27 protein-coding genes and 1 other RNA gene are annotated in these 26,122 nt (G+C 73.8%); 11 read left to right on the forward strand and 17 right to left on the reverse strand.

Annotated elements, in window-relative coordinates; translation table 11 throughout:
* Positions 1 to 20: 20 nt before the first annotated feature.
* Together AB0D01_RS32695 and rnpB are read right to left on the reverse strand one after the other, a co-directional pair.
* Positions 21 to 221, reverse strand: a complete 201-nt coding sequence (locus AB0D01_RS32695; protein WP_363061669.1) for a hypothetical protein — start codon at positions 219 to 221, stop codon at positions 21 to 23.
* Between the two features lie 71 nt (positions 222 to 292).
* Positions 293 to 694, reverse strand: an RNA gene (gene rnpB, locus AB0D01_RS32700) — RNase P RNA component class A.
* A 77-nt stretch (positions 695 to 771) separates the two neighbouring features.
* Here rnpB and AB0D01_RS32705 point away from each other — a divergent pair.
* Entirely contained in the window at positions 772 to 1,515 is a 744-nt protein-coding gene (locus tag AB0D01_RS32705) for a MerR family transcriptional regulator (protein WP_363061671.1), read from the forward strand.
* Positions 1,512 to 2,348: a hypothetical protein gene (locus tag AB0D01_RS32710; RefSeq protein WP_363061673.1), complete on the forward strand. Its 837-nt coding sequence runs from the start codon at positions 1,512 to 1,514 to the stop codon at positions 2,346 to 2,348. The genes AB0D01_RS32705 and AB0D01_RS32710 overlap by 4 nt, the downstream gene beginning before the upstream one ends.
* Before the next feature lie 6 nt (positions 2,349 to 2,354).
* Here AB0D01_RS32710 and AB0D01_RS32715 read toward each other — a convergent pair whose 3' ends face one another.
* Complete coding sequence (locus tag AB0D01_RS32715; protein ID WP_363061675.1) at positions 2,355 to 3,797, reverse strand: RNB domain-containing ribonuclease; 1,443 nt, start codon at positions 3,795 to 3,797, stop codon at positions 2,355 to 2,357.
* Positions 3,798 to 3,964: 167 nt separating this feature from the next.
* On the opposite strand from AB0D01_RS32715, the gene yaaA reads away from it, so the two are divergent.
* On the forward strand, positions 3,965 to 4,768 hold the full coding sequence (gene yaaA / locus AB0D01_RS32720) for a peroxide stress protein YaaA (RefSeq protein ID WP_363061677.1): 804 nt from the start codon (positions 3,965 to 3,967) through the stop codon (positions 4,766 to 4,768).
* A gap of 119 nt (positions 4,769 to 4,887) precedes the next feature.
* On the opposite strand, the gene AB0D01_RS32725 is transcribed toward yaaA, so the two are convergent.
* Both AB0D01_RS32725 and AB0D01_RS32730 read right to left on the reverse strand, forming a co-directional pair.
* Positions 4,888 to 5,637: a bifunctional DNA primase/polymerase gene (locus tag AB0D01_RS32725; protein ID WP_363061678.1), complete on the reverse strand. Its 750-nt coding sequence runs from the start codon at positions 5,635 to 5,637 to the stop codon at positions 4,888 to 4,890.
* A 173-nt stretch (positions 5,638 to 5,810) separates the two neighbouring features.
* Positions 5,811 to 6,434, reverse strand: a complete 624-nt coding sequence (locus tag AB0D01_RS32730; RefSeq protein WP_363061680.1) for a TetR/AcrR family transcriptional regulator — start codon at positions 6,432 to 6,434, stop codon at positions 5,811 to 5,813.
* A gap of 38 nt (positions 6,435 to 6,472) precedes the next feature.
* On the opposite strand from AB0D01_RS32730, the gene ddaH reads away from it, so the two are divergent.
* On the forward strand, positions 6,473 to 7,420 hold the full coding sequence (gene ddaH / locus AB0D01_RS32735; RefSeq protein WP_363061758.1) for a dimethylargininase: 948 nt from the start codon (positions 6,473 to 6,475) through the stop codon (positions 7,418 to 7,420).
* A gap of 10 nt (positions 7,421 to 7,430) precedes the next feature.
* Here ddaH and AB0D01_RS32740 read toward each other — a convergent pair whose 3' ends face one another.
* Complete coding sequence (locus AB0D01_RS32740) at positions 7,431 to 8,447, reverse strand: small ribosomal subunit Rsm22 family protein (RefSeq protein WP_363061682.1); 1,017 nt, start codon at positions 8,445 to 8,447, stop codon at positions 7,431 to 7,433.
* 9 nt (positions 8,448 to 8,456) lie between these two features.
* Positions 8,457 to 9,803 (reverse strand): Bcr/CflA family multidrug efflux MFS transporter, encoded by a 1,347-nt coding sequence (locus AB0D01_RS32745; RefSeq protein ID WP_363061684.1) that lies wholly within the window; start codon positions 9,801 to 9,803, stop codon positions 8,457 to 8,459.
* A gap of 108 nt (positions 9,804 to 9,911) precedes the next feature.
* Here AB0D01_RS32745 and AB0D01_RS32750 point away from each other — a divergent pair, with 108 nt between their 5' ends.
* The gene (locus AB0D01_RS32750; protein ID WP_363061686.1) at positions 9,912 to 10,673 is read left to right on the forward strand and encodes an SDR family oxidoreductase; all 762 of its coding nucleotides are present in this window, start codon (positions 9,912 to 9,914) and stop codon (positions 10,671 to 10,673) included.
* A gap of 13 nt (positions 10,674 to 10,686) precedes the next feature.
* On the opposite strand, the gene efeU is transcribed toward AB0D01_RS32750, so the two are convergent.
* From efeU to AB0D01_RS32780, 6 genes are all read right to left on the reverse strand, one after another.
* Positions 10,687 to 11,550: an iron uptake transporter permease EfeU gene (efeU, locus tag AB0D01_RS32755; protein ID WP_363061688.1), complete on the reverse strand. Its 864-nt coding sequence runs from the start codon at positions 11,548 to 11,550 to the stop codon at positions 10,687 to 10,689.
* Between the two features lie 23 nt (positions 11,551 to 11,573).
* A complete protein-coding gene (gene efeB / locus AB0D01_RS32760; protein WP_363061690.1) occupies positions 11,574 to 12,839 on the reverse strand; it encodes an iron uptake transporter deferrochelatase/peroxidase subunit in 1,266 nt (421 codons plus the stop codon).
* Positions 12,840 to 12,871: 32 nt separating this feature from the next.
* Positions 12,872 to 14,023 carry an iron uptake system protein EfeO gene (efeO, locus tag AB0D01_RS32765; protein WP_363061692.1) on the reverse strand — a complete coding sequence of 384 codons (1,152 nt, stop codon included), beginning with the start codon at positions 14,021 to 14,023 and terminating at the stop codon, positions 12,872 to 12,874.
* Between the two features lie 175 nt (positions 14,024 to 14,198).
* Positions 14,199 to 15,062, reverse strand: a complete 864-nt coding sequence (locus tag AB0D01_RS32770) for a heme ABC transporter ATP-binding protein (RefSeq protein ID WP_363061760.1) — start codon at positions 15,060 to 15,062, stop codon at positions 14,199 to 14,201.
* A gap of 143 nt (positions 15,063 to 15,205) precedes the next feature.
* Complete coding sequence (locus AB0D01_RS32775) at positions 15,206 to 16,444, reverse strand: iron ABC transporter permease (RefSeq protein ID WP_363061694.1); 1,239 nt, start codon at positions 16,442 to 16,444, stop codon at positions 15,206 to 15,208.
* 1 nt (position 16,445) lies between these two features.
* Positions 16,446 to 17,465, reverse strand: coding sequence for an ABC transporter substrate-binding protein (locus AB0D01_RS32780; RefSeq protein WP_363061696.1), 1,020 nt, complete (start codon positions 17,463 to 17,465; stop codon positions 16,446 to 16,448).
* A 138-nt stretch (positions 17,466 to 17,603) separates the two neighbouring features.
* Between AB0D01_RS32780 and AB0D01_RS32785 the strand changes: the two genes are divergently transcribed.
* The 3 genes from AB0D01_RS32785 (at position 17,604) to AB0D01_RS32795 (ending at position 21,395) form a co-directional block, all read left to right on the forward strand.
* Positions 17,604 to 19,064, forward strand: a complete 1,461-nt coding sequence (locus tag AB0D01_RS32785) for an HtaA domain-containing protein (RefSeq protein ID WP_363061698.1) — start codon at positions 17,604 to 17,606, stop codon at positions 19,062 to 19,064.
* 80 nt (positions 19,065 to 19,144) lie between these two features.
* Positions 19,145 to 20,671, forward strand: coding sequence for an HtaA domain-containing protein (locus tag AB0D01_RS32790; RefSeq protein WP_363061700.1), 1,527 nt, complete (start codon positions 19,145 to 19,147; stop codon positions 20,669 to 20,671).
* Between the two features lie 73 nt (positions 20,672 to 20,744).
* Entirely contained in the window at positions 20,745 to 21,395 is a 651-nt protein-coding gene (locus AB0D01_RS32795; protein WP_363061702.1) for a PhzF family phenazine biosynthesis protein, read from the forward strand.
* A gap of 113 nt (positions 21,396 to 21,508) precedes the next feature.
* Here the strand turns inward: AB0D01_RS32795 and AB0D01_RS32800 are convergent, their stop codons facing one another.
* Together AB0D01_RS32800 and map are read right to left on the reverse strand one after the other, a co-directional pair.
* On the reverse strand, positions 21,509 to 22,156 hold the full coding sequence (locus AB0D01_RS32800) for a biliverdin-producing heme oxygenase (protein WP_363061704.1): 648 nt from the start codon (positions 22,154 to 22,156) through the stop codon (positions 21,509 to 21,511).
* A gap of 140 nt (positions 22,157 to 22,296) precedes the next feature.
* Positions 22,297 to 23,154 carry a type I methionyl aminopeptidase gene (gene map, locus AB0D01_RS32805; protein ID WP_363061706.1) on the reverse strand — a complete coding sequence of 286 codons (858 nt, stop codon included), beginning with the start codon at positions 23,152 to 23,154 and terminating at the stop codon, positions 22,297 to 22,299.
* A gap of 72 nt (positions 23,155 to 23,226) precedes the next feature.
* Between map and AB0D01_RS32810 the strand changes: the two genes are divergently transcribed.
* Entirely contained in the window at positions 23,227 to 23,463 is a 237-nt protein-coding gene (locus tag AB0D01_RS32810; RefSeq protein ID WP_363061762.1) for a hypothetical protein, read from the forward strand.
* Positions 23,464 to 23,501: 38 nt separating this feature from the next.
* Here the strand turns inward: AB0D01_RS32810 and AB0D01_RS32815 are convergent, their stop codons facing one another.
* Positions 23,502 to 24,107, reverse strand: a complete 606-nt coding sequence (locus AB0D01_RS32815) for a hypothetical protein (RefSeq protein WP_363061708.1) — start codon at positions 24,105 to 24,107, stop codon at positions 23,502 to 23,504.
* Between the two features lie 103 nt (positions 24,108 to 24,210).
* On the opposite strand from AB0D01_RS32815, the gene npdG reads away from it, so the two are divergent.
* Entirely contained in the window at positions 24,211 to 24,915 is a 705-nt protein-coding gene (gene npdG, locus AB0D01_RS32820) for an NADPH-dependent F420 reductase (protein WP_363061710.1), read from the forward strand.
* A 115-nt stretch (positions 24,916 to 25,030) separates the two neighbouring features.
* Positions 25,031 to 25,213 carry a hypothetical protein gene (locus tag AB0D01_RS32825; RefSeq protein ID WP_363061712.1) on the forward strand — a complete coding sequence of 61 codons (183 nt, stop codon included), beginning with the start codon at positions 25,031 to 25,033 and terminating at the stop codon, positions 25,211 to 25,213.
* A gap of 87 nt (positions 25,214 to 25,300) precedes the next feature.
* Here AB0D01_RS32825 and AB0D01_RS32830 read toward each other — a convergent pair whose 3' ends face one another.
* Positions 25,301 to 26,101, reverse strand: a complete 801-nt coding sequence (locus tag AB0D01_RS32830; protein WP_363061714.1) for a site-2 protease family protein — start codon at positions 26,099 to 26,101, stop codon at positions 25,301 to 25,303.
* Between the last annotated feature and the right edge of the window lie 21 nt (positions 26,102 to 26,122).

Consider the following 26,122-nt stretch of genomic DNA (forward strand, 5'->3'; position numbering starts at 1 on the left):
CCGGGCCGCGCGGGCACGTCTCACTCGTCGCCGCCGCTGTCGCGGCCACCCCCGCCCAGGCCCCGGCGGCGCGACTTCGCCGCGCCGCGCGCCACGGAGCCCACGGCCAGGGTGATCCGCGCGACGACGCGGACCCAGCGCGGTCCCCCGCGCTCCGCCCACACCACGCACGCCGTGCCGCCGACCGCGAGCGCCAACAGGAACCCCAACAGAACGCCCATGTCCCACCTCGGTATCGGGCCCGTGATGCACGAGTGCCCCGGACCGAGCGAGTCGATCCGGGGCGGTACGGCAGACGAGCCGGCCTGTACGCCGGGTTCTGTCACCCGGTGACCTCGCGGTCGCCGGGGAGACGGCCATCCATCTAGGACCGGCGTTGCCACCGGCCTCGTGCGGTCTACCCGCGAACTCGGGCGGGCAGCCCTCGATCGTCCGCGCAGACCCGTCCGGGGACGGATCCTCTTGACCTTGCTCCGGGTGGGGTTTACCTAGCCGCCTGAGTCACCTCAGGCGCTGGTGGTCTCTTACACCACCGTTTCACCCTTACCGAGGACCGAGGTCCCCGGCGGTCTGTTTTCTGTGGCACTGTCCCGCGGGTCACCCCGGGTGGGCGTTACCCACCACCCTGCCCTGTGGAGCCCGGACGTTCCTCGGCGGGATCCGGGGACCCCGACGCGGCCGCCCGGCCGACTCGTCTGTCGTGCCGACCATGCTACCCGGCCCTCCGAGGCGGCTTGACCTTGACGCAGCGGCAGGGTTTCTACTGGGCGCATGCGGATCGGAGAGATCGCCGCGCTGGTCGGGCTCACCACCCGGGCCATCCGGCACTACCACCATGTCGGGCTGCTCCCGGAACCGGAGCGGCGCCCCAACGGATACCGGGCCTACGGCGTGCGCGACGCCGTCCTGTTGGCCCGGGTGCGCCGGCTGACCGAGCTGGGCCTGAGCCTCGACGAGGTGCGCGACGTGCTCGCCGAGGACGCGGGGCGCGACCTGGCCGACGTACTGGAGGAACTCGACGCCGACCTCGCCCGGCAGCAGGCCGAGCTGGCCGAACGCCGACGCCGGCTCGCCGTGCTGCTCGCCGCCGGGCCCGGGGAGGGCGAACCCGTCTCTCCCGCGCTCGCCGCCCTGTTCGCCCAGGCCCCGCCCACCGACTCGCCGTCCGCCGCGAAGGACCGCGAGCACCTGACGCTCCTCGACGCCACCGGCGCCGCCGGCGAGGAGCTCTACGCCCTGCTGGGACCCCTCGCCGCCGACCCCGCCGTCCTCGCGCTCTACGAACGGCTCGACGCGCTGGCCGACGCCCCCGTCGACGACCCCCGCATCGGCCCGCTGGCGGCCGAACTGGTGGCCGCCGTCCCCGCCGAACTCATCGCCGCGCTCCGCACGGACACCGGCCCGCCGGTGGCCGCCGAGGGGTTCAAGGAGGCGCTGCTCGCCGACTACGCCCCCGCCCAGGCGCGGGTCGTCGCCCTGGTGATGGAGGCGTTCACGACCGGGGGCCCGGCGTGAGCACCCTGCGCGCGGCCCGCTGGGCGGCAGCCGCCGTGATCCCGGGCGAACTGGCCCTCGTCCTGTGCCTGGCCGCCGGTATCGAGCCGCCCGGCCGGGTGGTCGTCGTCGCCGAGGCACTGGTGCTCGGCGTGCTGCTGCTGGAGGCCTGGACCCTGCGGTCCCTGTACGCCGCCGCCCGCGCCCGGGGCGCCGCTCCGCCCGCCGCCCGCGCCGAGGCGGTACGGGCCGTGGTGCCGGTGGCGGTACGCCGCCTGCTGGCGCACGAGCTGCGGGCCGGCGCCTCCCTCGGCCGCTGGGTGCTGCGCCGCCGCCCGCACGGGGTGCGGCCCGGGGACCTCGCCGCCGCCTACACCGGACCGCAGACCGCCATGATGTACGGGTTCGTGTTCGTGTCGCTGATCGAGACGGTCGCCCTGGCCGTGCTGATCCCCTGGCCCGCCGTCCACCGCGTGGTGCTCGTCCTCGACGTGTACGGGGTGGTGCTGCTCCTCGCCCTGCACGCCGCCTGCGTGACCCGCCCGCACGTGCTGCGGCCCGACGGGACGCTGCGCGTGCGCTACGGCGCCCTGTTCGACCTGACCGTCCCGCCGCAGGCGGTGGCCTCGGTCCGGGTGGACCGCCGCTACCCGGAGGGACGCCTGGTCACCCTGTCCGAGGACGGGGTGCTCGACCTGATCGTGGGCAGCCAGACGACGGTGACCCTGGAGCTCACCGGGCCGCTGGAGTTCCGCAGGCCGCTCGGCGCCCGCGCCGAGGCCCGTACGATCCGCTTCCACGCGGACGACCCCCGCGCACTGGTCGACGCGCTGCGCGCGAGCGCGGCCCGCTGAGGCCTGTCAGACCGTGGCGAAAAGGATCTTCGCGGTGCCCGGGTCGGCGTGGGTCAGCCGGACCCGGACGCGGTCGCCGAGCGGGAGGTCGGCCCCGGCGGACTCGACGCGGCCGACCACCGCCGGCTCCTCCAGGTGGACGGTGCCGACGCGGGGCTCGTGCTCCTTGACCTCGATGACCGTCGCCTCGAAGGTCTCGCCGACGTGGTCCCGCAACAGGGCCGCCTCGACGAGGTCCACGCACTCCCGCTCCACCGTGTTGGCCAGCCGGGTCCCCTCGGCCATCTCGCGCGGCAGCGCCTCCAACGCCGACGTCACCCACGACGGGGGCGCGGTCCCCGCCACCGCCGCCAGGCACAGTTCGCCGGTGTGGCGGTCGACGAGCCGCCGCAGCGGGGCCGTGCAGTGCGCGTACGGGGCCGCGACCGCCGCGTGCAGCGCCGGGTCCGGGAGCCGGCCGTCGGTGAACACGGTGTACCCGGCGCCGCGCAGCAGGGCGGTGCACTCCTGGAGGAACGCGGCGTGCGCCGGCAGCCGGGGGTCCAGGGAGCGCACGAGGGCCGCGTACGGGACGTGGTGCGGCCAGTCGATCCGCAGGGCCTTCGCCGCCCGCCGCAGTCGGCCCACCGCGCCGTCGGGGGCGGCGGGCAGGGTGCGCAGCACGCCGGTGCCCGAGGCGAGCATGAGGTCGGCGGCGGCCATCCCGGTCATCAGGGAGATCTGCGCGTTCCAGCCGTCGGCGGGGAGCGGGGCCCGGTAGGCCAGGGTGTAGTGGCCGTCCCGTTCGACGACCTCCTGCTCGGGGACGTCCAGGGAGACGCCGCCGCGTTCGGCCTCCAGGGCCTCGCGCAGGGTGCCGACGTCCTTGAGGAGGGCCAGGGGTTCCTCGGCGGTACCGGTGTCGATGGCCTTCTGGACGCCCTCGTAGTCGAGCCGGGCCCGGCTGCGCACCAGGGCCCGGCGGACGTCGGCGACCTCGACGCGGCCGTCCGCGTCGAGGTCGAGCCGCCACAGGAGCGCGGGACGGGTGCGGTCCGGGAGCAGGCTGGCCGCGTCCTCCGAGAGCACGGTCGGGTGCAGGGGCACCTTCCCGTCGGGGAAGTAGAGGGTGGTGACCCGCCGGTGCGCCTCGCGGTCGAGGGGGCCGCCGGGGGTGACGAACGCGGCGACGTCGGCGATGGCGTAGTGCACGCGGTAGCCGCCGCCGGGCCGCACGGCCAGGTGCATGGCCTGGTCGAGGTCGACGGAGCCCGGCGGGTCGATGGTGAACAGGGGCAGGTCGGTGGCGTCCGCGGAGGGCGTTCGGGGAGCGGCCGCCGCCCGCTCCGCCTCGGCGAGGACCTCCGGCGGGAAGTCGAGCGGTACGCCCAGGCGCGTGCGCAGGTCACGCAGCGCGGACCGCAGGGCAGCGCCTTCTGCGCCGGTCATGTGCATGTGGCGGCGTGGCATGGGTCGAGCGTAGGCCGTCCCCGGGCGATTCGCCGGGAAGGTCCCCCGGTGCCCGGTGGGGAGGGCTGCGGCGCGGTGGGCGGCCGGCGGGGCGCGGCACGCCGTCTACCCTGGCTACGGGGCCGCACCCCTCGCTCCGTGTACCGCCGCGTTGAAGGAGAACCACCGTGCTCGTGCTGCTGCCGCCCTCCGAGGGAAAGGCCGCCGGCGGCTCCGGCGCACCGCTGGAGCTCGACTCCCTGTCCCTGCCGGGTCTGACGGACGCGCGCGCGACCGTCCTCGCGGAACTCGTCGAGCTGTGCGGGGCCGACGAGACGAAGGCGCGCGAGGTGCTGGGCATCGGCGAGGGCCTGCGCGCGGAGGTCGCGAAGAACGCGGCGCTGCGGACCGCTCCCGCCCGCGCCGCCGGGGAGATCTACACCGGTGTGCTCTACGACGCCCTGGACCTGGCGGGGCTGCCCGCGCCGGCGCGGGCCGCGGCCGACCGTTCGCTGATGGTCTTCTCCGGGCTGTGGGGCGCGGTGCGCGTGACGGACCGGATCCCCTCGTACCGGCTCTCGATGGGGGTCAAGCTGCCGGCGCTCGGCGCGCTGGGCGCGTACTGGCGGGGCCCGATGGCCGAGGTGATGCCCGAGGCGGCGGGCGACGGGCTGGTGCTGGACCTGCGGTCCTCGGCGTACGGGGCGGCGTGGAAGCCGAAGGGCGAGGTCGCCGGGCGGACGGCCACGGTGCGGGTGCTGCACGCGCAGATCGTGGACGGGGTGGAGAAGCGCTCGGTGGTGAGCCACTTCAACAAGGCCACGAAGGGCCGTCTGGTACGGGACCTGCTGCTCGCCGGGGCCGTGCCGCGCACCCCGGAGGAGCTGGTGACGGCCCTGCGGGACCTGGGCTACCTGGTGGAGGCCGAGGCCCCGGCGGGCAGGGGCGTCAAGCCGTGGTCCCTCGACGTGGTGGTGTCGCAGATCCACTGAGGTCCGGGGCCCGGGCCCCGCGCCTGCGGGGCCGGAGCCTGGGCCCGGAGCTCGGGCCCCGGACTTCCCGGTCCCGGGGCCGGGTGGGCCGCCGGGGATCCCCGCCCCCGGCAGCCGGGTCAGCGGCCCAGGGGCCAGGCGACCGCCGCCGGGGTCTGGGTCGTGCTGCCCGCGTACCGGGCGCAGGCGTCGGTGAGGGTTTCCAGCAGGGTCAGCGGGTCCGGGAGGGCGTGGCGCATGTCGCGCAGCCAGCTCACCGCGAAGTCGCCCGGCAGCATCGCCGGGGGGAGCAGGACGTAGCTGCCGCGGCAGTGCCAGCGCAGGCCGGGGTGTTCGTCCATCGTCTCGGGGTGGCAGTCCAGTTCGCAGGGCCACCACTCGTCCTCGTCCTCGGGGGTGCCCCGGGTCGCGGTGAAGAAGAGCATCCGGGCCTGGTCGCCCGTACCGCCGGACTCGGCGACGGGTCCGACCTCGATCCCGGCGGCCAGCAGGCGTTCCAGCGCGGCGCGGCCGGCTTCCAGCGGGACGTCCAGGACGTCGTGGACCATGCCGGTCGCGGTGATGAAGTTGGCCTGGGGCTGGTTGCGCGCCCAGCGTTCGATCTGCGCGCGGTCGGTGGTCGACTGCGTCTGCCAGGCGAAGGAGACGGGGTGGCGCGCGGGGGTGGGGCAGCCGATGCGGTCGCACGAACATCGGTAGCCGGCGGGATGGGCCGCGGGGGAGATCGGGAGGCCGGCGGCGGCCACCTCAAGGAGGAGGGCCTCGCGCAGCCCGGCGGGGTCTTCGGCGACGGGTTTCGAGCGGCGGCGCAGCCACTGGGAAATCCTGCTCTGCTCGCCGCGTTTGACGCGGCCGGACTCAGACCCCATCTATCCCCTCACCTCACCGTTGCCCCGGCAGACGATTCCATGGTCCCACCATCCTGAGCCCCGGGTGACCGCACCCCCCAATCGGGGTACCCGATTCCGGATCGCCACATAACCGAAGAACTCGGCCATATGTTCTCGGCCACCCGGGGGTCACCCGCCGTCTTCCCGCCGTCTCATCGGGACTCGGTGACTTTTCCCACCCCGCTCAGGCCGGCCAGGACGCCGTCCACGAGCGCGTCCGCGAACGCGTGGGTCAGCGGACCGGTCCGCAGCAGCCACCGGTACGTCAGGGGGCCCACCAGCATCTCCACCACCAGACGCAGATCCGCGTCCGCCGCGAGGAGGCCGGCGTCCCGCGCCGTGCGCAGACGGGCCTCGTAGAGCGCGAGCTGCGGCTCCAGCAGCCGTTCGGTGAACCGTGCCCCGAGCTCCGGGTCGGTGGCCCCGGCGGCGGTCAGGGCGCGCGCGGGGGCGGCGTACTTCTCGTCGGCGAACTCGTCCACGGTGGCCCGCATCACGGTCTTCAGGTCGGCGGCGAGGTCCCCGGTGTCGGGGAAGCCCGTCCAGCCGCCGTCGGTCTCGGCGTCCCCGGCCAGCGCCAGCGAGGCGTCGAGCAGCACGGCCGCCTTCGAGGGCCACCACCGGTAGATGGTCTGCTTGCCCACGCCCGCGCGGGCGGCGATCGCCTCGATGGTCAGCTTGTTGTAGCCGACCTCCCCGACCAGGGCGAGGGCGGCGTCGAGGATGGCGCGGCGGGACCGGTCGCTGCGGCGGGTGGCGTCGGGAGACTTGTTCATGTGACCAGTATCGGTGCGAGACGTATCGTCTTCCAGCCATTCCCCAAACCACCCGATCAGTTCACTGCGCGGTCAGGCCCCAGGAGAGACGATTCTCTCCACACCCTCGCGGGCGTCGCGGCCGCGACGCCCGCGACACCCGTGAAAGTCGTGAGGAGCCTTCTTTGCGCAGAGACGCCACACCCCGGCGCTACCTGATGTGCCCACCGGCACACTTCCGGGTCACGTACTCCATCAACCCGTGGATGGACCCCACGAAACCGGTGGACCTGCCCCTCGCACTCGCCCAGTGGGAAGACCTCCGGGACCGCTACCGGGCCCTCGGCCACACCGTAGAGACCCTCGTGCCCGACCCCGAACTCCCCGACATGGTCTTCGCCGCGAACGGCGCCCTCGTCGTCGACGGCAAGGTCCTCGGCGCCCGCTTCGCCTACCCCGAACGGACCGCCGAGGCCGAGATCCACCTCGACTGGTTCCGGGCCCACGGCTTCACCGACATCCACGAGCCCTCGCACGTCAACGAGGGCGAGGGGGACTTCGCCGTCACCGCCGGATACATCCTGGCCGGCCGCGGCTTCCGCTCCAGCCCGCTCTCCCACGACGAGGCGCAGGAGTTCTTCGGCCGCCCCGTCATCGGCCTCGACCTGGTGGACCCGCGCTACTACCACCTGGACACGGCGCTGTGCGTGCTCGACGGCGACGAGATCATGTACCACCCCGAGGCCTTCTCGCCGGGCAGCCGGGCGGTCCTGCGCCGCCTCTTCCCGGACGCCCTCCTGGTGGACGCGGCCGACGCCGCCGCCTTCGGGCTCAACTCCGTCTCCGACGGCCTGCACGTGGTGATGCCACAGGCCGCGACCGGACTGGCGGCGCCCCTGCGCGAGCGCGGGTTCGAGCCCGTGCCCATGGACCTGGGCGAACTGCTCAAGGGCGGCGGCAGCGTGAAGTGCTGCACCCAGGAACTGCGCCCGGCGCGGACCGCCTAGCGGGTGCCCGCTACGGGGCCGGGGGCCACTCCCGGCCCCACTCGGTGTCCCGGGCCGCCTTGTAGAGGTCGCCGTGCCGCTTGGTCACGGTGGCCCGGGACAGCCCCGCGCCCGGCCCCTCCTGGGGACCGCACAGGTCGAGCAGGACGAGCCCCTTGCGGATCTGCGGCCTGCGCGTGATCCGGGAGGCGGCCGGGGACACCGGGAAGCGGCTCGCGGCGACGTAGGCGAACTTCTCGTCCTCGTACGCCAGCGAACCGCCCTTGACCTGCCGGTGCAGGGAGGAACGACTGACCCGCGCCGAGAAGTGGCACCAGTCCTGGCCCACCTCGATCGGGCAGGTCCCGTCGTGCGGGCACGGCGCGGCGATCTGCATCCCCGCCTCCACGAGCTGTTCGCGCGCCTCCCGGACGCGCAGGTAGCCCTCGGGCGTGCCCGGCTCGATCAGCACCACGGCGCCGCCGGCGCGGGCCGCCTCGGCGACCACCGCCCGGCGGGCCTCGGGGGTCAGCTCGCCGAGCACGTACGAGACCGTCACCAGGTCGGCGTCGGGCAGGCTCAGCCCCGCGCCGATGACGGCCCGCCGCCACTCGGCCGCGCGCAGCGCCCCGGACGACGAGCGCCCGGCCAGCTCCCTGCCGAGGGCCAGCGCCGGCTCGGCCCAGTCCAGCACCGTGGTGGTGCGGGGCCCGTCCCAGGTGGCGTCCACGGCCCAGGTCGCGGCGCCGGTGCCGCCGCCCACGTCCACGTGCGAACCCGGCGTCCAGTCCGGCGCGGCGGCGGCCAGGCCGTCCAGGGCGCGGCACACCGCCTCGAAGGTGGCCGGCATCCGGTACGCGGCGTACGCGGCGACGTCGGAGCGGTCGCGCAGCACGGGGGCGTCGGTGGGCGTCGTACCGCGGTAGTTGGCGATGAGCCGTTCGACGGCGGCCGAGGCCTGCTTCTTCGGGAGCCCTTCGAGCAGCCCCGCGAGGGCGCTGCGCAGGGTGTCGGCGCTGGTGGGGACGGAGGGGGAGGCGGCGTTCACCCGCGAAGTTTACGGCGCCGAGCCGGCCCCGACGTCGGTCGTCGCCTCGCGGGGCCGCCACGGGCGGCACATCAGCAGGAAGCAGCCCACCGCCAACAGCGAGCAGGTCAGCTGGACCAGCGCCATCGGCACCGCCGTGTCCTCGCCCGCGATCCCGACCAGCGGCGAGGCGACGGCCCCGACCAGGAAGGAGGAGGTGCCCAGCAGGGCGGACGCCGATCCGGCGGCGTGCGGGGTGCGCATGAGGGCCTGCGCGTTGGTGTTCGGCAGGACCAGACCCATCGCGGACATCAGCACGAACAGCGCCGAGGCCACCGGGAGGAGGCCGACCTCGCCGAAGACGCCGGTGGACATCAGCAGCAGCGCCACCGAGGCGACGAGGATCACCGCGAGACCGGTGGCCAGGGCCTTGTCCAGGCTGACGCGGCCGACCAGCAGCTTGCCGTTGATCTGCCCGACGATGATCAGCCCGACGGAATTGACGCCGAACAGCAGGCTGAAGGCCTGCGGGGAGGCCCCGTAGATCTCCTGCACCACGAAGGGCGAGGCGGCTATGTAGGAGAAGAGCACGGCGAAGGCGAAGCCGCCCGCCAGGGTGTACCCGGCGAACACCCGGTCGCCGAGCAGGCCGCGCATGGTCCGCAGGGCCGCGCCCACGCCGCCGGTGTGCCGCCGCTCGGGCGGCAGCGTCTCGCCGAGGCTGCGCCACACCAGCAGCGTCAGGGCGAGGCCGACGGCGGTCAGGACCACGAAGACGCCGCGCCAGTCGGCGAAGCGCAGGACCTGGCCGCCGATCAGCGGGGCGACGATCGGGGCGGCCCCGGATATCAACATCAGGGTGGAGAAGAACCGGGCCATCTCGACGCCGTCGTACAGGTCGCGGACGACGGCCCGGGCGATGACGATCGCGGCGGCACCCGCGAGGCCCTGGAGCAGGCGGAAGGCGATCAGCAGCTCGGCGGTCGGGGCCAGGGCGCAGATCGCGGTGGCCAGGACGTAGACGACCATGCCCGCCAGCAGCGGACGGCGCCGGCCCCACTTGTCGCTCATCGGGCCGATGACGAGCTGTCCCAGCGCCATGCCGGCGAGGCAGGCGGTCAGGGTGAGCTGGATCGTGGCGGCCGGGCTGTTCAGGGCGGTGGTCACCTCCGGCAGCGCCGGCAGGTACATGTCCATGGACAGCGGGGGGAGGGCGGTGAGCCCGCCCAGCACGAACGTGACGAGCAGTCCGGTGCGGCGTGCCGCCTTCACGGGGCCGGCGGGATCCGCGCCCGCGCGCGGCCCGGCCGTGGGGGAGGGGGGCGGTTCGGGCGCCGAACCCTGCGCGGGGGCCGTCGAGGGGCCTCTCTCCGACATGCGGTACTCCAGTCTTCTCATACGGTCACACGACCCCTGACCGACCCATGTTCTCAGCTGTCGGAACGTCCGGGGCCGGACGGCCGCCGTCCCGTACTGTGCGGAACCGTGAACGCACCTCGGAAGAAGATCGCTGTAGTGACCGGCGCGGGCTCCGGCATCGGCCGCTCCGTGGCCCTCGCCCTGGCCGGCGCCGGCTGGTCCGTGGCCGTCGCCGGACGCCGCCCCGAGCCCCTGGAGGAGACGGCCGCCGCCGCCCCCGCCGGCGCGGACGTCCTGCCCGTACGGGCCGACGTGAGCGATCCCGACGACGTGGCCGCCCTCTTCGCCACCGTGCGGGAGCGCCACGGACGCCTCGACCTGCTCTTCAACAACGCCGGCACCTTCGGCCCCGCCGGGGTCGCCCTGGAGGACATCACCCCCGAGGCCTGGCGCCAGGTGGTCGACGTCAACCTGACCGGCGCCTTCCTCTGCGCCCAGGCCGCCTTCCGGACCATGAAGGCCCAGGACCCCCAGGGCGGCCGCATCATCAACAACGGCTCCATCTCGGCGCACGTACCGCGCCCGAACTCCATCGCCTACACCGCGACCAAGCACGCCATGACCGGCCTGACCAAGTCGCTGTCGCTCGACGGGCGCCCGTACCGCATCGCCTGCGGGCAGATCGACATCGGCAACGCCGCCACCGAGATGACCGAGCGCATGCAGAGCGGGATCCTCCAGGCCAACGGGCAACTGGCCGTCGAGCCCGTCATGGACGCCGCCGACGTGGCCCGGACCGTGCTGCACATGGCGGAGCTGCCGCTGGAGGCGAACGTCCAGTTCGCCACCGTCATGGCGACCGCGATGCCCTACATCGGGCGCGGCTGAGCGCGGCAGGTCCTCAGCCCCGTCCCTCGGGCGCCGAGCCCGCCCCGGCCGCCGTCGGGGCGGCCGTCGCGGGGCGGGCACCGGTCGGCCGCAGGAACAGGGTCAGGACCACGACCAGGTACGCCGACCACACCACCAGCTGGAGGACCGTCGGGTTCGGCTGGAAGTTGAAGACGCCCTTCAACAGGACCCCGTACCAGCTGTCCGGCGGGATCACCTCGCTGATGTCGAAGGCCCTGTCGTTCAGGCCCCCGAGGAACGCCGCCTCCTGGAGGTCGTGGACCCCGTACGCGAGGACGCCCGCCGCCACGACCACCAGCATCGCGCCGGTCCACGTGAAGAACCTCGACAGGTTGATCCTGAGCGCGCCCCGGTAGAACAGCCAGCCCAGCACGATCGCCGTGGCGATGCCCAGCAGCACCCCGATCAGCGGCGCCGAGGAGCCCTCGCCGCTCGCCCGGACCGAGGCCCACACGAACAGGGCGGTCTCCAGCCCCTCGCGGCCCACGGCCAGGAAGGCGGTGGCCACGAGCGCGCCGGTGCCCATCGCCAGGGCGGCGTCGAGCCGGCCGTGCAGCTCGGCCCGCAGGTTCCGGGCGGTGCGCTTCATCCAGAAGACCATCCACGTCACCAGGGCGACGGAGACGATCGACAGGGTGCCGCCGAGCAGCTCCTGCGCCTGGAAGGTCAGCTCCTGCGTGCCGAACTCCAGCATCGCGCCGAAGGCCAGCGAGAGCGCGCAGGCGATCCCGACGCCGATCCACACCGGGCGCAGCGCGGCCCGGTTGTCCGTCTTCACCAGGTAGGCGACGAGGATGCAGACGACCAGACTGGCTTCCAGGCCCTCGCGCAGGCCGATCAGATAGTTGCCGAACACGGCGGTTTCCTCTCCGGCGGGGACTACGCGAACAGCGTCCGGCCCCACCAGTCGTCCTTGTCGCGGACGCCCGGCGGGACGGCGAAGACGGCCGAACCCACGTGCTGGATGTATTCGTTGAGGACGTCGGACTTGGCCAGCTGCCGCTGGATCGGCACGAAGCCCGTGCGGACGTCCCGCTGGTAGGCCAGGAAGAACAGGCCCGCGTCGAGCCGGCCCAGACCGTCCGTGCCGTCGGTGAAGGAGTAGCCGCGGCGCAGGATCTGCGCGCCGTTGTTGGTGTCCGGGTGCGCGAGCCGTACGTGCGCCTCGGGCTTCATCGCCTTCAGGAAGGGCTCGTCGCGCTCCTTGGACCGGCCCACCGGGGCGCCCTCGCCCTTGTCGCGGCCGATGATGTCCTCCTGCTCCCGCAGCGAGGTGCGGTCCCAGGTCTCGATGTGCATCCGGATGCGCCGGGCGACCAGGTACGAGCCGCCGGTCAGCCAGGCGTCGCCGTCGCCCGCGCCCACCCACACGTGCTTGTCCAGGGCCGCCCGGTCGGTGCCCGAGATGTTCCGGGTGCCGTCCTTGAAGCCCATCATGTTGCGCGGGGTCTGTTCCTCGGGGGTGGTCGAGGAGGTCTTGCCGAAGCCGAGCTGCGACCAGCGCACCGCGACCCTGCCGAAGCCGATGCGGGCGAGCTGACGGATGGCGTGCACCGCGACCTGGGGGTCGTCGGCGCAGGCCTGGACGCACAGGTCGCCGCCCGAGCGGGCCGGGTCGAGGTTGTCGCCGGGGAACAGCTCCAGGTCCACCAGCGCCTGCGGGCGCCGGCCCTCCAACCCGAAGCGGTCCTTGGCGAACAGGCCCGGGCCGAAGCCGACGGTCAGGGTGAGCCGGGACGCCTTCAGGCCCAGCGCCTCGCCCGTGTCGTCCGGAGGGGCCTGTGGCAGGCCGCCGAAGCCGCCCTCGCCGACGGGCAGTCCGGCCGTCATCCGCCGGGCCGCCTCCGTCCATTCCTTGAGCAGGAGCACCAGCTCCGCGCGGTCCTTGGTCGTCACGTCGAAGGCCGCGAAGTGCAGCCGGTCCTGGACGGCGCTGGCGATGCCGGCCTGGTGCTCCCCGTGGAAGGGCACCGCGGCGCCGGCGCCGGCCGCGGACTCCATCGGCGTACGGCCGCCGAGGGCGGCGACGGCCCCGCCGGCCGCGGCGGCGCCGAGCGCGAACCCGGCCCCGCCCCAGCCGAGGACGGCCCGCCGGGACGGGGCGGGGGCGCCGCCGTCCGGACCTTCGGGTCGTGGGTCGGTCATCGTGTCCTCCTGCCTCGTGCCTGTCGCCCGGACTACTTGGCGACCGCCGCCGCGAGCTTCGAGAGCGGCTCGGCGAGGGAGTTGACCCCGTCCGAGAGCTCCTTGCGCTCGCTCTCGCCGACCTTGTCGTAGGAGGTGAACTCGTAGCCGTTCTTGTCGGCGCGGTACTTGTCGAGCAGGGCGTTCAGGGCGGCGAACCGGGCGTCGAGCTGCGCGGTCAGGGCCGGGTCGTTCTTCTCGGCGGTCGGCTTCAGCAGCTCGTACGACTTCTGGGCGCCCTCGACGTTGGCCTTGAAGTCGACCAGGTCGGTGTGGGAGTAGCGCTCCTCCTCGCCCGTCACCTTGCCGGTGGCGACCTCGTCGAGCAGCTCCTTGGCGCCGTTGGCCATGGAGGTCGGGGTGATCTCCGCGGTGCCGACCCGCTTCTGCCAGTCGGTGAGGTCGGCCATCAGGGTGTCGGCGAGCTTCTTGTCGTTGTCGTCGATCCTGTTGTCCTGGAACAGGGACTTCTCCAGGCGGTGCCAGCCGGTCCAGTCCTTCGCCGGGTCCTGGCCGGCCTCCAGGCCGTCCTCGCGGACGTCGACCTTCGGGTCGATGTCGCCGAAGGACTCGGCGACGGGCTCGGTGCGCTCCCAGCCGATGCGGGAGGGGGCGTACGCCTTCCGGGCGGCCTCCAGGTCGCCGGCCTTGACGGCGTCGGCGAAGACCTGGGCCTTCGGCAGCGTCTCGTCGGCCTGCTCCTGCACGTACTTGCGGTAGGCGGCGACGGCCGCGTCCAGCTCGGGGGAGCGCTTCTCGGTGCCGCCCGCGCCGGTGGCCTTCACCTTGGTGCGGATGCCGTCGCCCTTCATGCCGGGCTTGCAGGCGAGGGCGTAGTCGCCCGCTTTGATCTCGGCGGTGATGGTGACCCGGGTGCCGGGGCCGATGTTCTCGCGCTCGGCGACGATGCGGTCGTCCGGGAAGAGGACGTACAGCTCGGTGACCTTGGAGCCCTTGTTCTCGACGTCGATCTCGACCTTGCCGGCCGGGAACTCGGTCGGGGAGACCTCGCACGCGGTGTCCGTCGCGGTCACGCGGATCGCGCCCGAACCGTCCTTGGCGCCCTTCTCCGCGCAGCCGGTGACAGCGGTGAGTGCGGCCACCGCGGCGACCGCGGTGAGGACGGTGAGGCGGGCGGGTCGCATGGGGGCTCCTGGCGGGGGTCAAGACGAGTGGGGGGCTGGTGAGGCGGACCTAACTTAACCGAGGCTTACCTCACCGGAGCCGTGTCGTCCAGTGATTCGACTCTCATGTTTCGGCCCCGGACACGAGCCCGTCACGGGCCTTCCACGACCCCTTCAAACGGAGGTCAAGCACGGGTCAAACCGCGTCAGGATTTCGTATGGCGGAAGTGTTCCCGTCCGGCGGTACGCGGAGCGGAACGACCAGCGGGGCCCCGGTCCGCGGGTGCGGAAAGACCTCGACGGGCTGGCGGTAGACCCGGCTGAGGAGGGCGTCCTCGAAGACCTCCGACGGGGGCCCGGCCACCGCGATCCGACCGTCGTGCAGCACGGCCGCCCGGTCCGCGTACGCCGCCGCCAGCCCGAGGTCGTGCAGGACCACCACCACCGCGTCGCCCGCCGCCGCCCGCTCCCGGCAGATCCGCAGCACCAACTCCTGGTGGCGCAGGTCCAGGGCCGCCGTCGGCTCGTCCAGCAACAGCAGCGGCGCCCCCTGGGCCAGGACCCGGGCCAGGGCCACCCGGGCGCGCTCGCCGCCGGAGAGGGCGGAGAAGGGCCGCTCGGCGAACCGGGTGACCTCGGTGGCGGCCATCGCCCGGGCCACCGCCTCCTCGTCCCGCTCCGCCGACGGGGTGCCGGCCCAGGGCGCGCGGCCCATGCGGACCACGTCGGCCACGGGGAAGGGGAACGCCAGGGCGGCCGACTGGGGCAGGACCGCACGGCGCAGCGCCAGTTCGGGGGCCGTCCAGTCGCCCACCGGGCGCCCGTCGATCCGTACGGTGCCCGCGGCGGCCGGCAGGTCGGCGGCGAGCGCGGCGAGCAGGGTGGACTTCCCGGCGCCGTTCGGCCCGACCAGGGCCAGCACCTCGCCCGCGCGGGCGACCAGGTCGACGCCGCCGAGCACCTCGCGCTCCCCGAGCCGCACGCGCAACCCCTCGACCTCGGCGAGGGCGGCCCCCCGCGCGGGGCGCTCGGGCGCGCGGCGCGGACGGCGCCGCCGCAGGGCCGACAGGAGGCCCGACAGCGGGGGGAACCCGGTACGGGCGCCGTCGGAGGTGTCGCCTCCGGTGGCGGTGGCGGTGGCGGTGGCGGTGTTGGTGTCGGCTTCGGCGGCAGTGGCAGTGGTGGTGCCGGTCGTACGGGGGGTCACGCCCACCCTCCTTGCTTGCGGCGGGTGCGGCGCAGCAGCCAGAAGAAGAACGGGCTGCCGATCAGGGCGGTCAGCACACCGAGGGGCAACTCGGCGGGCTGGGCCAGCGTCCGGGCGGCGAGGTCGCCCGCCATCAGCACCACGGCCCCGGCGAGGGCGCTGCCCGGCACCAGGAAGCGGTGACCCGGCCCGTTCGCCATCCGCAGCAGGTGCGGCACCAACAGGCCGACGAAGGTGATGACCCCGGCGACGGCCACGGCGGCCGCCGTCAGCAGCGCCACGACCAGGATCAGGGCCAGCCGCAGCCGTTCCACGTCGATCCCGAGGTGGCGGGCGGGGCGTTCGCCGAGCGCGAGGAGGTCCAGCCGGCGTGCGTAGAAGGGGGCGACGAGGAGGCCGGCGAGGGCGCACGGCAAGACCGCGAGGACCTTCGGCCAGGTGGCCTGGGCGAGGGAGCCGAGCTGCCAGAAGGTGATCTGGTTGACCTGCCCGCTGTCGGCGAAGAAGACGAACATGCCGATCAGGGCGCCCGCGAAGGCGTTGACGGCGATGCCGGTGAGGATGAGGGTGACCACCTCGGTCTTCCCGCCGTTGCGCGAGAGCAGGTAGACGGAGCAGACGGTGACCAGCCCCGCGACGAACGCGCAGGCGGTGATCGTCCAGTTCCCGAGGAAGGTCAGGCCCAGTCCGATGGCGGCGACCGCGCCGACGGCCGCGCCCGCCGAGATGCCGATCACGCCGGGCTCGGCGAGCGGGTTGCCGAAGACCCCCTGCATCAGGGCTCCCGCACAGCCGAGGGAGGCGCCGACCAGCAGGGCGAGGACGACGCGGGGGAGGCGTACGTTCCACAGCACGCTCTCCCCGACCCGGTCGAGGGGGGCGCCGCCGAGGCCCGCCCGGTGCAGGGCGGACGCGAGGACGTCCGCGGTCGGGATCCGGTAGGCGCCGATGCCGGCGGAGAGCAGGGCGAGCAGGAGCAGGGCGGCGACCAGGCCCCCGGTCAGCAGGACCGCCGTGCGGCGGCCCGGCGCGCGGGGCCCGTCCGCCGGGCCGGGCCGCGGTGCCGGCGCGGGGACGACCGCCGGGGCCGCTGCCGCCAGGGGGTCGGGCGCCCGCGGCGGGGTCGGGTTCGCCGGCGGCGCGTCGGTCCCGGTCCCGCCGCTCGCCCCGCCGGTCGTGCCGGTCCCGCCGTGCGTCCCGGCTCCGGCTGCCGGGAGGTCGTGGGGGAGGGTCATCTCACGCGCCCTTGCCGTGGAGCTGGCCGACGAGGGAGGAGAGCACCTGGTCGGTGCGGGGGCCGTAGTTGAGCAGGACCCCGTCGTCCACGGTGATCACCCGACGGTCCATGCCGGCCGGGGTCTGGGCGACACCGGGGATCTTGACCAACCCGTCGACGCCGCCCACCGATTCGAGGCCCTTGGTCATGACGAGGATCGCGTCCGGGGCGGCGGCGGCCAGCGCCTCGCTCGTGATCGGGGTGAAGTCCTTGCCGAGGCCGGACTCCTTGCCGGTGTCGATCGCGCCCGCCGCCTCCAGCAGCGAGGCCGCGCCCGAGTCGGAGCCGCCCAGCAGGTAGACCGAGGCCGTGCCGCGCAGGTAGAGGAAGGCCACGCGGGGCTTCTCGGCCGACGCCGCGGGAACCTTCGCGCGCGCGGCGGCGATCCGGTCGGCGGTGCGCTGCTTGAGCTGTGCGCCGGCGTCCTGGACGCCCAGCGCGGCCGCCACCGCGTCGATCCGCCTCGGGACGTCGTCCAGCGCCTTCGCGGGGGCGACGACCAGCACCGGGACGCCGGCGTCGCGGATCTGCCGCACGGCTTCGGCGGGACCCGTGGTGGTCTCGGCGAGCACCAGCGTCGGCCGCAGCGACAGGACGCTCTCGGCGGAGACGTCGTGTCCGCGGGTCACCACCGGCAGGGAGGCGGCCTGTTCGAAGGTGGCGGTGATGTCGCGGGCGACGACCTGCCCGCCGAGTCCGAGGGTCTGGACGATCTCGTTCAGGCTGCCGGTCAGCGGCACGATCCGCTCCGCCGAGGCGACGGTGACCCGGCTGCCGTCGGCCGAGTCCACCGTCACGGGCAGCGCCGGTCGGGGCGTCGTCGAGAGGGGCTCGATCCGGTCCGGGACGGTGGCGGCCGGGGAGTGCCCGGGGGAGCCCGCGGCCTCGGTCGGGCCCCCGCAGCCGGTCACGGCGAGAGCCAGTGCCGCGAGGGCAACGGCGAAGCGCGGTAGGCGATGTGACGCGGCGGGCGTAGACACGAAGGCACCGTCCTGATCGTCCCGGCCGGGAGCCGGCGGGTGGCTGGGCGAGGTTCTGCGGGCACGGGGGTTCCCCGTCAGACCGCGAATAGCTTAGGTTAGCCTAACCTTGCTCGCCAGACCTTGGAGGGGACCTTCATGTCCGCAAGACCCGCCCGCGCGCTCGCCGTCGCCCTCTTGGCGGCCCTGCTCGGGGCCCTGTTGCCGGCCGCCACCGCGCACGCGGCGGGCCGCACCGTTCAGGGCGGGCGGTTGGACTGGGGCATCAAATCCTCCTTCCAGAATTACGTCACGGGTCCGATCGCGAAAGGCTCTTTCCAGCTGAGGAACGGCGCGGCCACCGTCGGCGGCAGCCTGTTCCGCTTCCACTCCGCGAACGGTTCCTACGACCCCGCCACCGGCGAGTTCAGCGCCTCCTTCAGCGGCGGCGTCAGCTTCCAGGGCCACCGCAAGCCCAACGGGGTCGACGAGCTGGACATGACCGTCAGTCGACCGACCGTCAAGATCGCCGGCGGCCGCGGCACCCTCTACCTCGACGTGTCCAGCAAGGCCAAGGACACCGGCGCGGTCAGCAACGAGTCCCAGGTCCCCTTCGCCACGCTCGGACTCGGCGGGATCGACATGCGGGGCGCCGGCAGCCCGCTGGTCCTCACCAACGTCCCGGCGACCCTCACCGAACAGGGCGCCAAGGCCTTCGCCGGCTACTACGCCGCCGGAGCGCAGCTCGACCCGGTCTCGCTGTCGGCCGACATCAAGGAAGCGGCGCCCGCGCAGCCGGCCGCGTCCGCCACCCCCACCGCGTCCCCCACCCCCACCGCGGGAGCGACCCCGCAGGCCCAGGGTGCCTTCACCGACGCCGCCGTCGACTGGGGCGTGCGCCGCACCTTCCGCGAGTACGTCACCGGCTCCGTCGGCCAGGGCAAGTGGACCCTGGCCGAGGGCGCCCAGGACGGCGGCGCGCTGTTCCGCTTCCCGCAGGGCAAGGGCACCTGGGACGGGACGAAGGGGACGCTCGACGCCGCCTTCGCCGGCTCTGTCCGCTTCACCGGCGCCCACCTGGACCTGACCCTCGGCAAGGTCACCGTCAAGGTCGAGAACGGCAAGGGCGTGCTCAGCGCCGAGGTGACCACCGGATCCGAGACCAAGGGCGCGGTCGCGCTCGTCGAGTTCGACGCCAAGGGGATCAAGACCGAGGGCGCGCTCGCCACCCTCACCGAAGCGCCGGCCACCCTCACCGAAGGCGGCTCCCAGGCCTTCAACTCCATGTACAAGGCCGGCACCGAGATGGACCCCGTCTCGCTCGCGGTCGCCCTGGACGGAGCGGCGCGGCTCCCCGCCCTGCCGGACCTCGGCTCCACCGCCTCCCCGACGCCCGACGCCCCCGCCGCGTCGCCGTCCACCGCCCCCGTCCCGGCGCCCGCCGCCGCGCGGGGGGAGTCCTCGAACTTCGCGCTGTACGTCGCCCTGGGCGCGGCCGTCCTGCTGCTCGCCGGCGGGGCCGTCCTCCTGGCGCTGCGCAGGCGCCGCACCGCCGCGGCCGGTTCCGCCGCCCCCGGTTCCGGGGCGGGTTCCGACACCGCGACCCCCGGGGCGTCGTAGGCCCGCGGCCCGCCCGCCGGCTCGCCCCCACCCCCACCCCCACCCCCTTCCTCTTCCCCCGTCCCTCCAGGAGTCCCCCGATGTCCTCGTCCGTCCGCCGCCCGGCCGTCCTCGCGGCCGCCGTGCTCACCGCCGCCGCCCTCGGCAGCGCCGCCCTCGTCCTGCCCGCCACGGCGGTCGGCTCCGCGCCGGCCGTCACCGGGGAGCAGGCGACGGCCCCCGTCAAGGTCCTCGGCGGCACCCTCGACTGGGGTGTGCTGGAGAGCCTGCGCACCTACGTCAAGAGCATCGGCTCGATCACCGTGCACGACGGCGCCACGGAGGTCCCCGGCGGCTTCCGCTTCGGCTCGGCCACGGGCGAGTACGACGAGGCCGGCGGCAACGTCCTGAAGGCGGCGTTCCGGGGCGCGGTCGTCTTCGACGGCACCGCGCACGGCTTCGTCGTCAAGATGGAGAACTTCCGCATCGACACCGGCACGAAGAAGCTGACGGCCGACGTCACCAAGAACGGCACCCTCAAGGAGAAGGTGCCGCTGGCGGACGTGGCCTTCACCGGGCCGCAGATGAGGGACCTCGCCACCACCCTCACCCCCGAGTTCGCCGCGGTCTTCGGCCGCGACACCTATGCCGGGAAGTCCGGAGACAAGCTGACGGCGGCCGTCACCCTGGAGGAGAGGACCTCCCCGTCCCCCTCCACCTCGACGTCCACCTCCGCCTCGCCCTCCCCCTCCACCACCTCGGGATCGCCGTCACCGCGCCCCTCCTCGTCCACGTCGACCTCCGCGTCCCCCAAGCCGACCGGCACCGGGACCGGGGCCCCCGCCGACGGCCCCCAGAAGGTGCTGAACGGCAAGCTCACCTGGGGCGTCATGAAGTCCTTCCGCGAGTACGTCGGTGAGAAGGGCACCACCGCGAGCGGCGGCGCCGTCAAGAGCGGCGACACGTACGCGTTCGCGTTCGGCGCGGGCGAACTGGACGTCAAGAACCAGAAGCTCAAGGCCTCCTTCCAGGGCTCCCTGCGCTTCGAGTTCAAGCTCCACGGCCTGGACATGACCTTCGAGAACATCCGGGTCGCCGGCGCCGGCAAGGCGGGCACCCTGACCCTCGACGTGAAGACGGACAAGGGCACCACCAAGGACATCCCCTTCGCCACGCTCGACCTGTCGAAGACGGACTACCGGACCAAGGACGGCCTGCTGGCGCTGAACGCGGTCCCCGCGTACTTCACCGAGCAGGGCTCGGCCGTCTTCGCCAACGACAACGCGGTCCTCGACAAGTACCGGCCGGGCAAGCCGATGGACCCGCTCGACCTGTCCGTGGCCGTGGACAAGGACGTCGTCCTGCCCACCACGGGCACCGGGACCGGCGGCAGCGGCTCCACGGGCGGCAGCGGCACCACCGGCGGTGCGGGCGGCTCCGCCGGGGGCGCCGGTACGGCCGGCGGCGGTTCGGCCGGTGGCTCGGCCGGCGGTTCGGCGGGCGGCAACCTCGCCGCGACCGGCGCCGAGGTCCCGGCCGGCGCCCTCCTCGGCGCCTCCGCCGTGATCGTGGCGGCCGGCGCGGGCGCGGTGTACGTGGCCCGCCGGCGCCGCCCGGCCCAGGACTGATCCGACCCGGCCGGACGCCCGCTCCCCGCAAGGGACTTCGGGAGCGGGGGCCGGGCCGTGCTTGAATGCCCCGGTGAACGATCTCGATGTGATCAAGGTCTTCTGCGCGGGTGACGGCCGGTACGGCAACCCGCTCGGAGTCGTCCGCGACGGCCGGACCTGCCCCGACGACGCGTCCCGACAGGCCCTGGCCGCCGAACTCGGCTACAGCGAGACGGTGTTCGTCGACGACCCCGAGCGCGGGGTCGTCGACATCCGTACGCCCGGCACGCGCATGTCCTTCGCGGGGCACCCGCTCGTCGGGGTCGCCTGGCTGCTCGACATCGAGGAGCTCCGGCCCCCGGCCGGATCCGTATGGGCGCGCGACGACGGGGAGTTCACCTGGATCACGGCCCGGGCGGAGTGGGTCACGGAGAAGCGCACCCACCAATACGCGTCCGTCGCCGAGGTCGAAGCGCTGCCCGCCCCGCCGCCCGGCGAGGGCTGGCTGTACGCCTGGGCCTGGGAGGACGAGGCCGCCGGCCGCGTCCGCGCCCGGGGTTTCCCGCGCCGCCCCGACGGGGTCATCACCGAGGACGAGGCCACCGGCTCCGCGGCGATCCTGCTGACGGCGCAGCTGAACCGGGCCCTCAACATCACCCAGGGCGCGGGCTCCCAGATCCTCACCGCCCCGGGGCCGGACGGCACCGTCGAGATCGGCGGCCGCGTCCGCTTCGCCTCGTAGGACCCCGAACGCGACCGAGGGCCGGTCGGGTGCCACGCGCACCCGACCGGCCCTCGGTCGTCCCTCCCGCGTCCGCGCGTCCGCTTGTCCGCACGGCCTCGCGTCCCGGCGCCTCAGGCGCTGAGCGGGAACTCCTCGCCCAGCTCGCGGAAGACCGCGCCGTTGAAGTCGAAGGCGCGCTTGCACTCGTCGATGATGCGCTGCTTCTCCAGGTCGTCCGCGGCGATGGCGTCGAGCAGCTCGCGGTAGGTCCGCTTGAAGGCGGCCGGGTTGGAGATGTCCTCGAAGACGTAGAAGCGCACGCCGTCGCCCTTGCGGCTGAAGCCCCAGGTCCGCTCGGCCTTGTCGCGGATGATCTGCCCGCCGGAGAGGTCGCCCAGGTAGCGGGTGTAGTGGTGGGCGACGTACCCGCCCGGCCAGGACGCGGCGCACTCGGCGACCCGCTCCGCGTACGCCCGCGTCGCGGGCAGGGCGGTGACGGACGCGCGCCAGTCGGGCCCGCGCAGGTGCTCCAGGTCCCGCTCGATCTCGGCGACGCGCATCAGCTCGGGCTGGATGAAGGGACCCGCCACCGGGTCCTCGCGCAGGGCCTCGGCCCCGTCCTCCAGCGCCCGGTACACGAACCAGAGCTGCTCGGTGTAGCGGGTGTAGGCCTCGACGCCGAGCCTGCCGCCGAGCAGGTCGCTCATGAAGGTAGAGGTCTCGGCTTCGGTGTGCTGCTCGTGCGAGGCGACACGGATGACCGTGGAGAAGGCGTCCAAGACGGACCTCCGAAGGAAGGGGAATCGGGCGTGGCGACACCGCCGCCACGCCCGATCTTCCTACTTAGGCATACCTAAGTCAATGTGTTCCCGACGTCCTGTCGGTAAAAAAAGTGTGCCGCCCGATCGGCGACCGCGCCTCACGGCAGGGTGAGCACCTCCGCGCCGCTGTCGGTCACCACGAGCGTGTGCTCGAACTGGGCCGTCCGCTTGCGGTCCTTCGTGACCACCGTCCAGCCGTCCTCCCACATGTCGTACTCGTGGGTGCCCAGCGTCAGCATCGGCTCGATGGTGAACGTCATCCCGGGCTCGATAACCGTGGTCGCGTGCGGGCTGTCGTAGTGCGGGATGATCAGGCCGGAGTGGAAGGACGAGTTGATCCCGTGCCCGGTGAAGTCCCGGACCACGCCGTAGCCGAAGCGCTTCGCGTACGACTCGATGACCCGGCCGATCACGTTGATCTGGCGGCCCGGCTTGACCGCCTTGATGGCCCGGTTGAGGGCCTCGCGGGTGCGCTCGACGAGCAGCCGCGACTCCTCGTCCACGTCACCGCACAGGTACGTGGCGTTGTTGTCGCCGTGCACCCCGCCGATGTACGCGGTCACGTCGAGGTTCACGATGTCGCCGTCCCTCAGGACGGTCGAGTCGGGGATGCCGTGGCAGATGACCTCGTTGAGCGAGGAACACAGGGACTTGGGGAAGCCCCGGTAGCCCAACGTCGAGGGGTAGGCGCCGTGATCGCACATGTACTCGTGCGCGACCCGGTCCAACTCGTCCGTGGTCACCCCCGGAGCGATGTGCTTTGCGGCCTCCTCCATCGCCTGGGCGGCGATCCGGCCGGCGATGCGCATCGCCTCGATCGTCTCGGCCGACTGCACCTCCGGTCCGGTGTACGGGGTGGGCGCGGGCTTGCCCACGTACTCGGGACGGCGGATGTTTCCGGGAACGGAACGGACGGGAGAGAGCTCGCCTGGTACGAGCAGCGACTGGCCGGACATGCAAGCGAGTGTATCGACCGGGGATGGGGCAGCATGGCGGCACAGAGCGGTATCGAGAGGAGCCCGACGACGATGGCCCTGTTCAAGAAGCGCCAGGTGGGCAAAGCAGGCGAGTGGTACTACTGCCTGGTCCACCAGAAGGTCGAGGAAGGGCCCGAGTGCCCGGCGAAGGACCGTTTCGGCCCGTACTCCACCCCGGAGGAGGCGGCCCACGCCATGGAGACCGCGCAGGAGCGCAACCTCGAATGGCAGACCGACCCGAAGTGGAACGACAAGTCCCGCGAGGAGGACGGGGGCGGCACCGCGTAGCCGGTCCCGCCGGCCCGGCGGGCGGGGGCCCGGGCGACCTACCAGGGACTGGGCGGCGGGGCGGCCAACCGGTCCGCCAGCCGCGCCAGTCGGTCCCGGAACCTTCCCCGCCCCCGCCGCGCCGGCGGGGTGTTCTCCCCGGCCGCCGCGCTGACCAGGTGCTGCACCGTGTCCAGGTCCAGCTCCGCGGTGTCCGCGGGCGCCGACAGCACCTCGTGCGCCAACGACCCCAGATCCGGGTCCCCGCCGTCCAGGGACAGGACGGTCGCCCCCGCGCGCCGGGCGTCGCACACCCGCTCCAGGAGGCCCTCCCCGGGCCGCTCGGGCGCCACCACCAGCAGCGTGTGCCCGCGCCGGGCCGCCCACAGCCTCCCCAGCCCCACCGACAGGTGCGGGGGCTCGCCCGGCCGCACCCGGTGGCGCACCAGCGTCGGAGCCAGCTCCGGCAGTCCCGACCAGGCGGCCTCGTCCACCAGGTGCGCCGCCAGGTGCCAGGGCTCGTACCGTTCGGTGCCCACCAGCAGCAGGTTCCCGCCCGCCGGCACCACCGAACCGCGCAGCGCCCCGGCGAACCGCCGGGCCTCCTGCGGCCACCCGGTACCGGCGAGCACCTCCCGCAACAACGCGACCCTCACGGCGTCCATGACGGCATCCTGCCGCATCCCGGGCGCCGGGGAGGCCGCCGCGCGCACCACCGGCCCCGCAACCCCCTTCGACCTTGGGCTACCCGGCAGTACCCTCGCCCCCATGACTTCATCGGACAGCACGCAGAAGCCCCCGGCCAAGGACCCCTGGGACCTCCCCGACGTATCCGGCCTGGTCGTGGGCGTCCTCGGCGGCACCGGCGACCAGGGCCGCGGCCTCGCCTACCGCCTCGCCCGCGCCGGCCAGAAGGTGATCATCGGATCCCGCGCCGCCGACCGGGCCCGGGCCGCCGCCGGCGAGCTCGGCCTCGGCGTGGAGGGCGCCGACAACGCCGAGTGCGCGCGGCGCAGCGACATCGTGATCATCGCCGTGCCGTGGGAGGGCCACGCCAAGACCCTCGAAGCCCTGCGCGAGGACCTCGCCGGCAAGCTCGTCGTCGACTGCGTCAACCCGCTCGGCTTCGACAAGCAGGGCGCCTACGCCCTGCGGGTCGAGGAGGGCAGCGCCGCCCAGCAGGCCGCCGCCCTCCTTCCGGACTCCCGCGTCACCGCCGCCTTCCACCACCTCTCGGCCGTCCTCCTCCAGGACGAGTCCGTCGAGGAGATCGACACCGACGTCATGGTCCTCGGCGAGTCCCGCGCCGACACCGACCTGGTCCAGGCCCTCGCCGCCCGCATCCCCGGCATGCGCGGCGTCTTCTCGGGCCGACTGCGCAACGCCCACCAGGTCGAGGCGATGGTCGCCAACCTGATCTCCACCAACCGCCGCTACAAGGCCCACGCGGGCCTGCGCCTCACGGACGTCTGAGCGGGCCCGGGACGGCCTCGGAGCCCCGCGGGCCGGGCGGGGCCCGGACGCCGCGGGGCATGGGGGACACTGGAGGGGCTCGACCCCGTCTTGTGTTGCCGAGGAGCTGTTCGGGATGCCCCGCCTTGCCGTGTTCGCCGTTGTCGTCTGCGCCCTCGCCGTGGCCGCGGCCGTGGTCGCCTTCGTGGAGGGGAGCTTCCTCGGGATCGTGTGGGTGCTGCTGGCGGGACTGACGTCCAACATGGCCTGGTACTACATCCGCAAGGAGAAGGCCCGCAAGCGACGCACCGCCGCCTGACGGGGCCGCCCGCCGGGGCCTGCTGACGGGGCCTGCTGACGGGCGCGCCCGCCGGGGCAGCCCGACGGGGCCGCCCGCCGGGGTCGCTCAGTCCGCCGGGGCGGCGCAGAAGCCGTACGAGTCCTGCCAGAAGCGGTACAGGTCGCGTCCGCAGTACGTGTCCAGGTCCGACACGCCCAGCCCGCGCAGCACGCCCCGCACCGCCTCGAAGAAGAACGCGTTGACCTCGGGGATCCACAGCAGCGCGAACACCCCGATCAGCGCGAACGGGGCCAGCGGCGCCAGCTCGCGGCGCACCCGGTGCGAGAGCCACGGCTCGATGACCCCGTACCCGTCCAGCCCCGGCACCGGCAGGAAGTTCAAGATCGCCGCCGAGACCTGGAGCAGCGCCAGGAAGGCCAACGCGAAGACGAACGGCACCGGCACCCCGTCCAGGGCGTCCAGCCAGAACGGCGCCGTGCACACGATCGCGAACGCCACGTTCGTCAGCGGACCCGCCGCCGAGATCAGGCTGTGCTTCCAACGACGGTCGATCCGGTCGCGCTCGATGTACACCGCGCCGCCCGGCAGGCCCAGCCCGCCCAGGATCACGAAGACCACCGGCAGCACGATGCTCAGCAGCGGGTGCGTGTACTTCAGCGGGTTCAGCGTCAGGTAGCCCTTCGCGCCGACCGTGATGTCGCCGCCGTGCAGCGCCGTCCGCGCGTGCGCGTACTCGTGCAGGCACAACGAGACGATCCACGCCGACGTGACGAACAGGAACACGGCCAGGCCCGGACTCGTCGCGTAGCCGGTCCACACCGCCCAGCCGGTGACCGCCATGACGGCGACGACGCCGAGGAAGACGGAACTGATCTGCCGCTCGCCGCGGCTCCCCTGGTGACCCATGCGGCGAAACCTATCCCGGGC

The sequence above is a fragment of the Streptomyces sp. NPDC048606 genome (genome assembly GCF_040650855.1).
Lineage (GTDB): Bacteria > Actinomycetota > Actinomycetes > Streptomycetales > Streptomycetaceae > Streptomyces.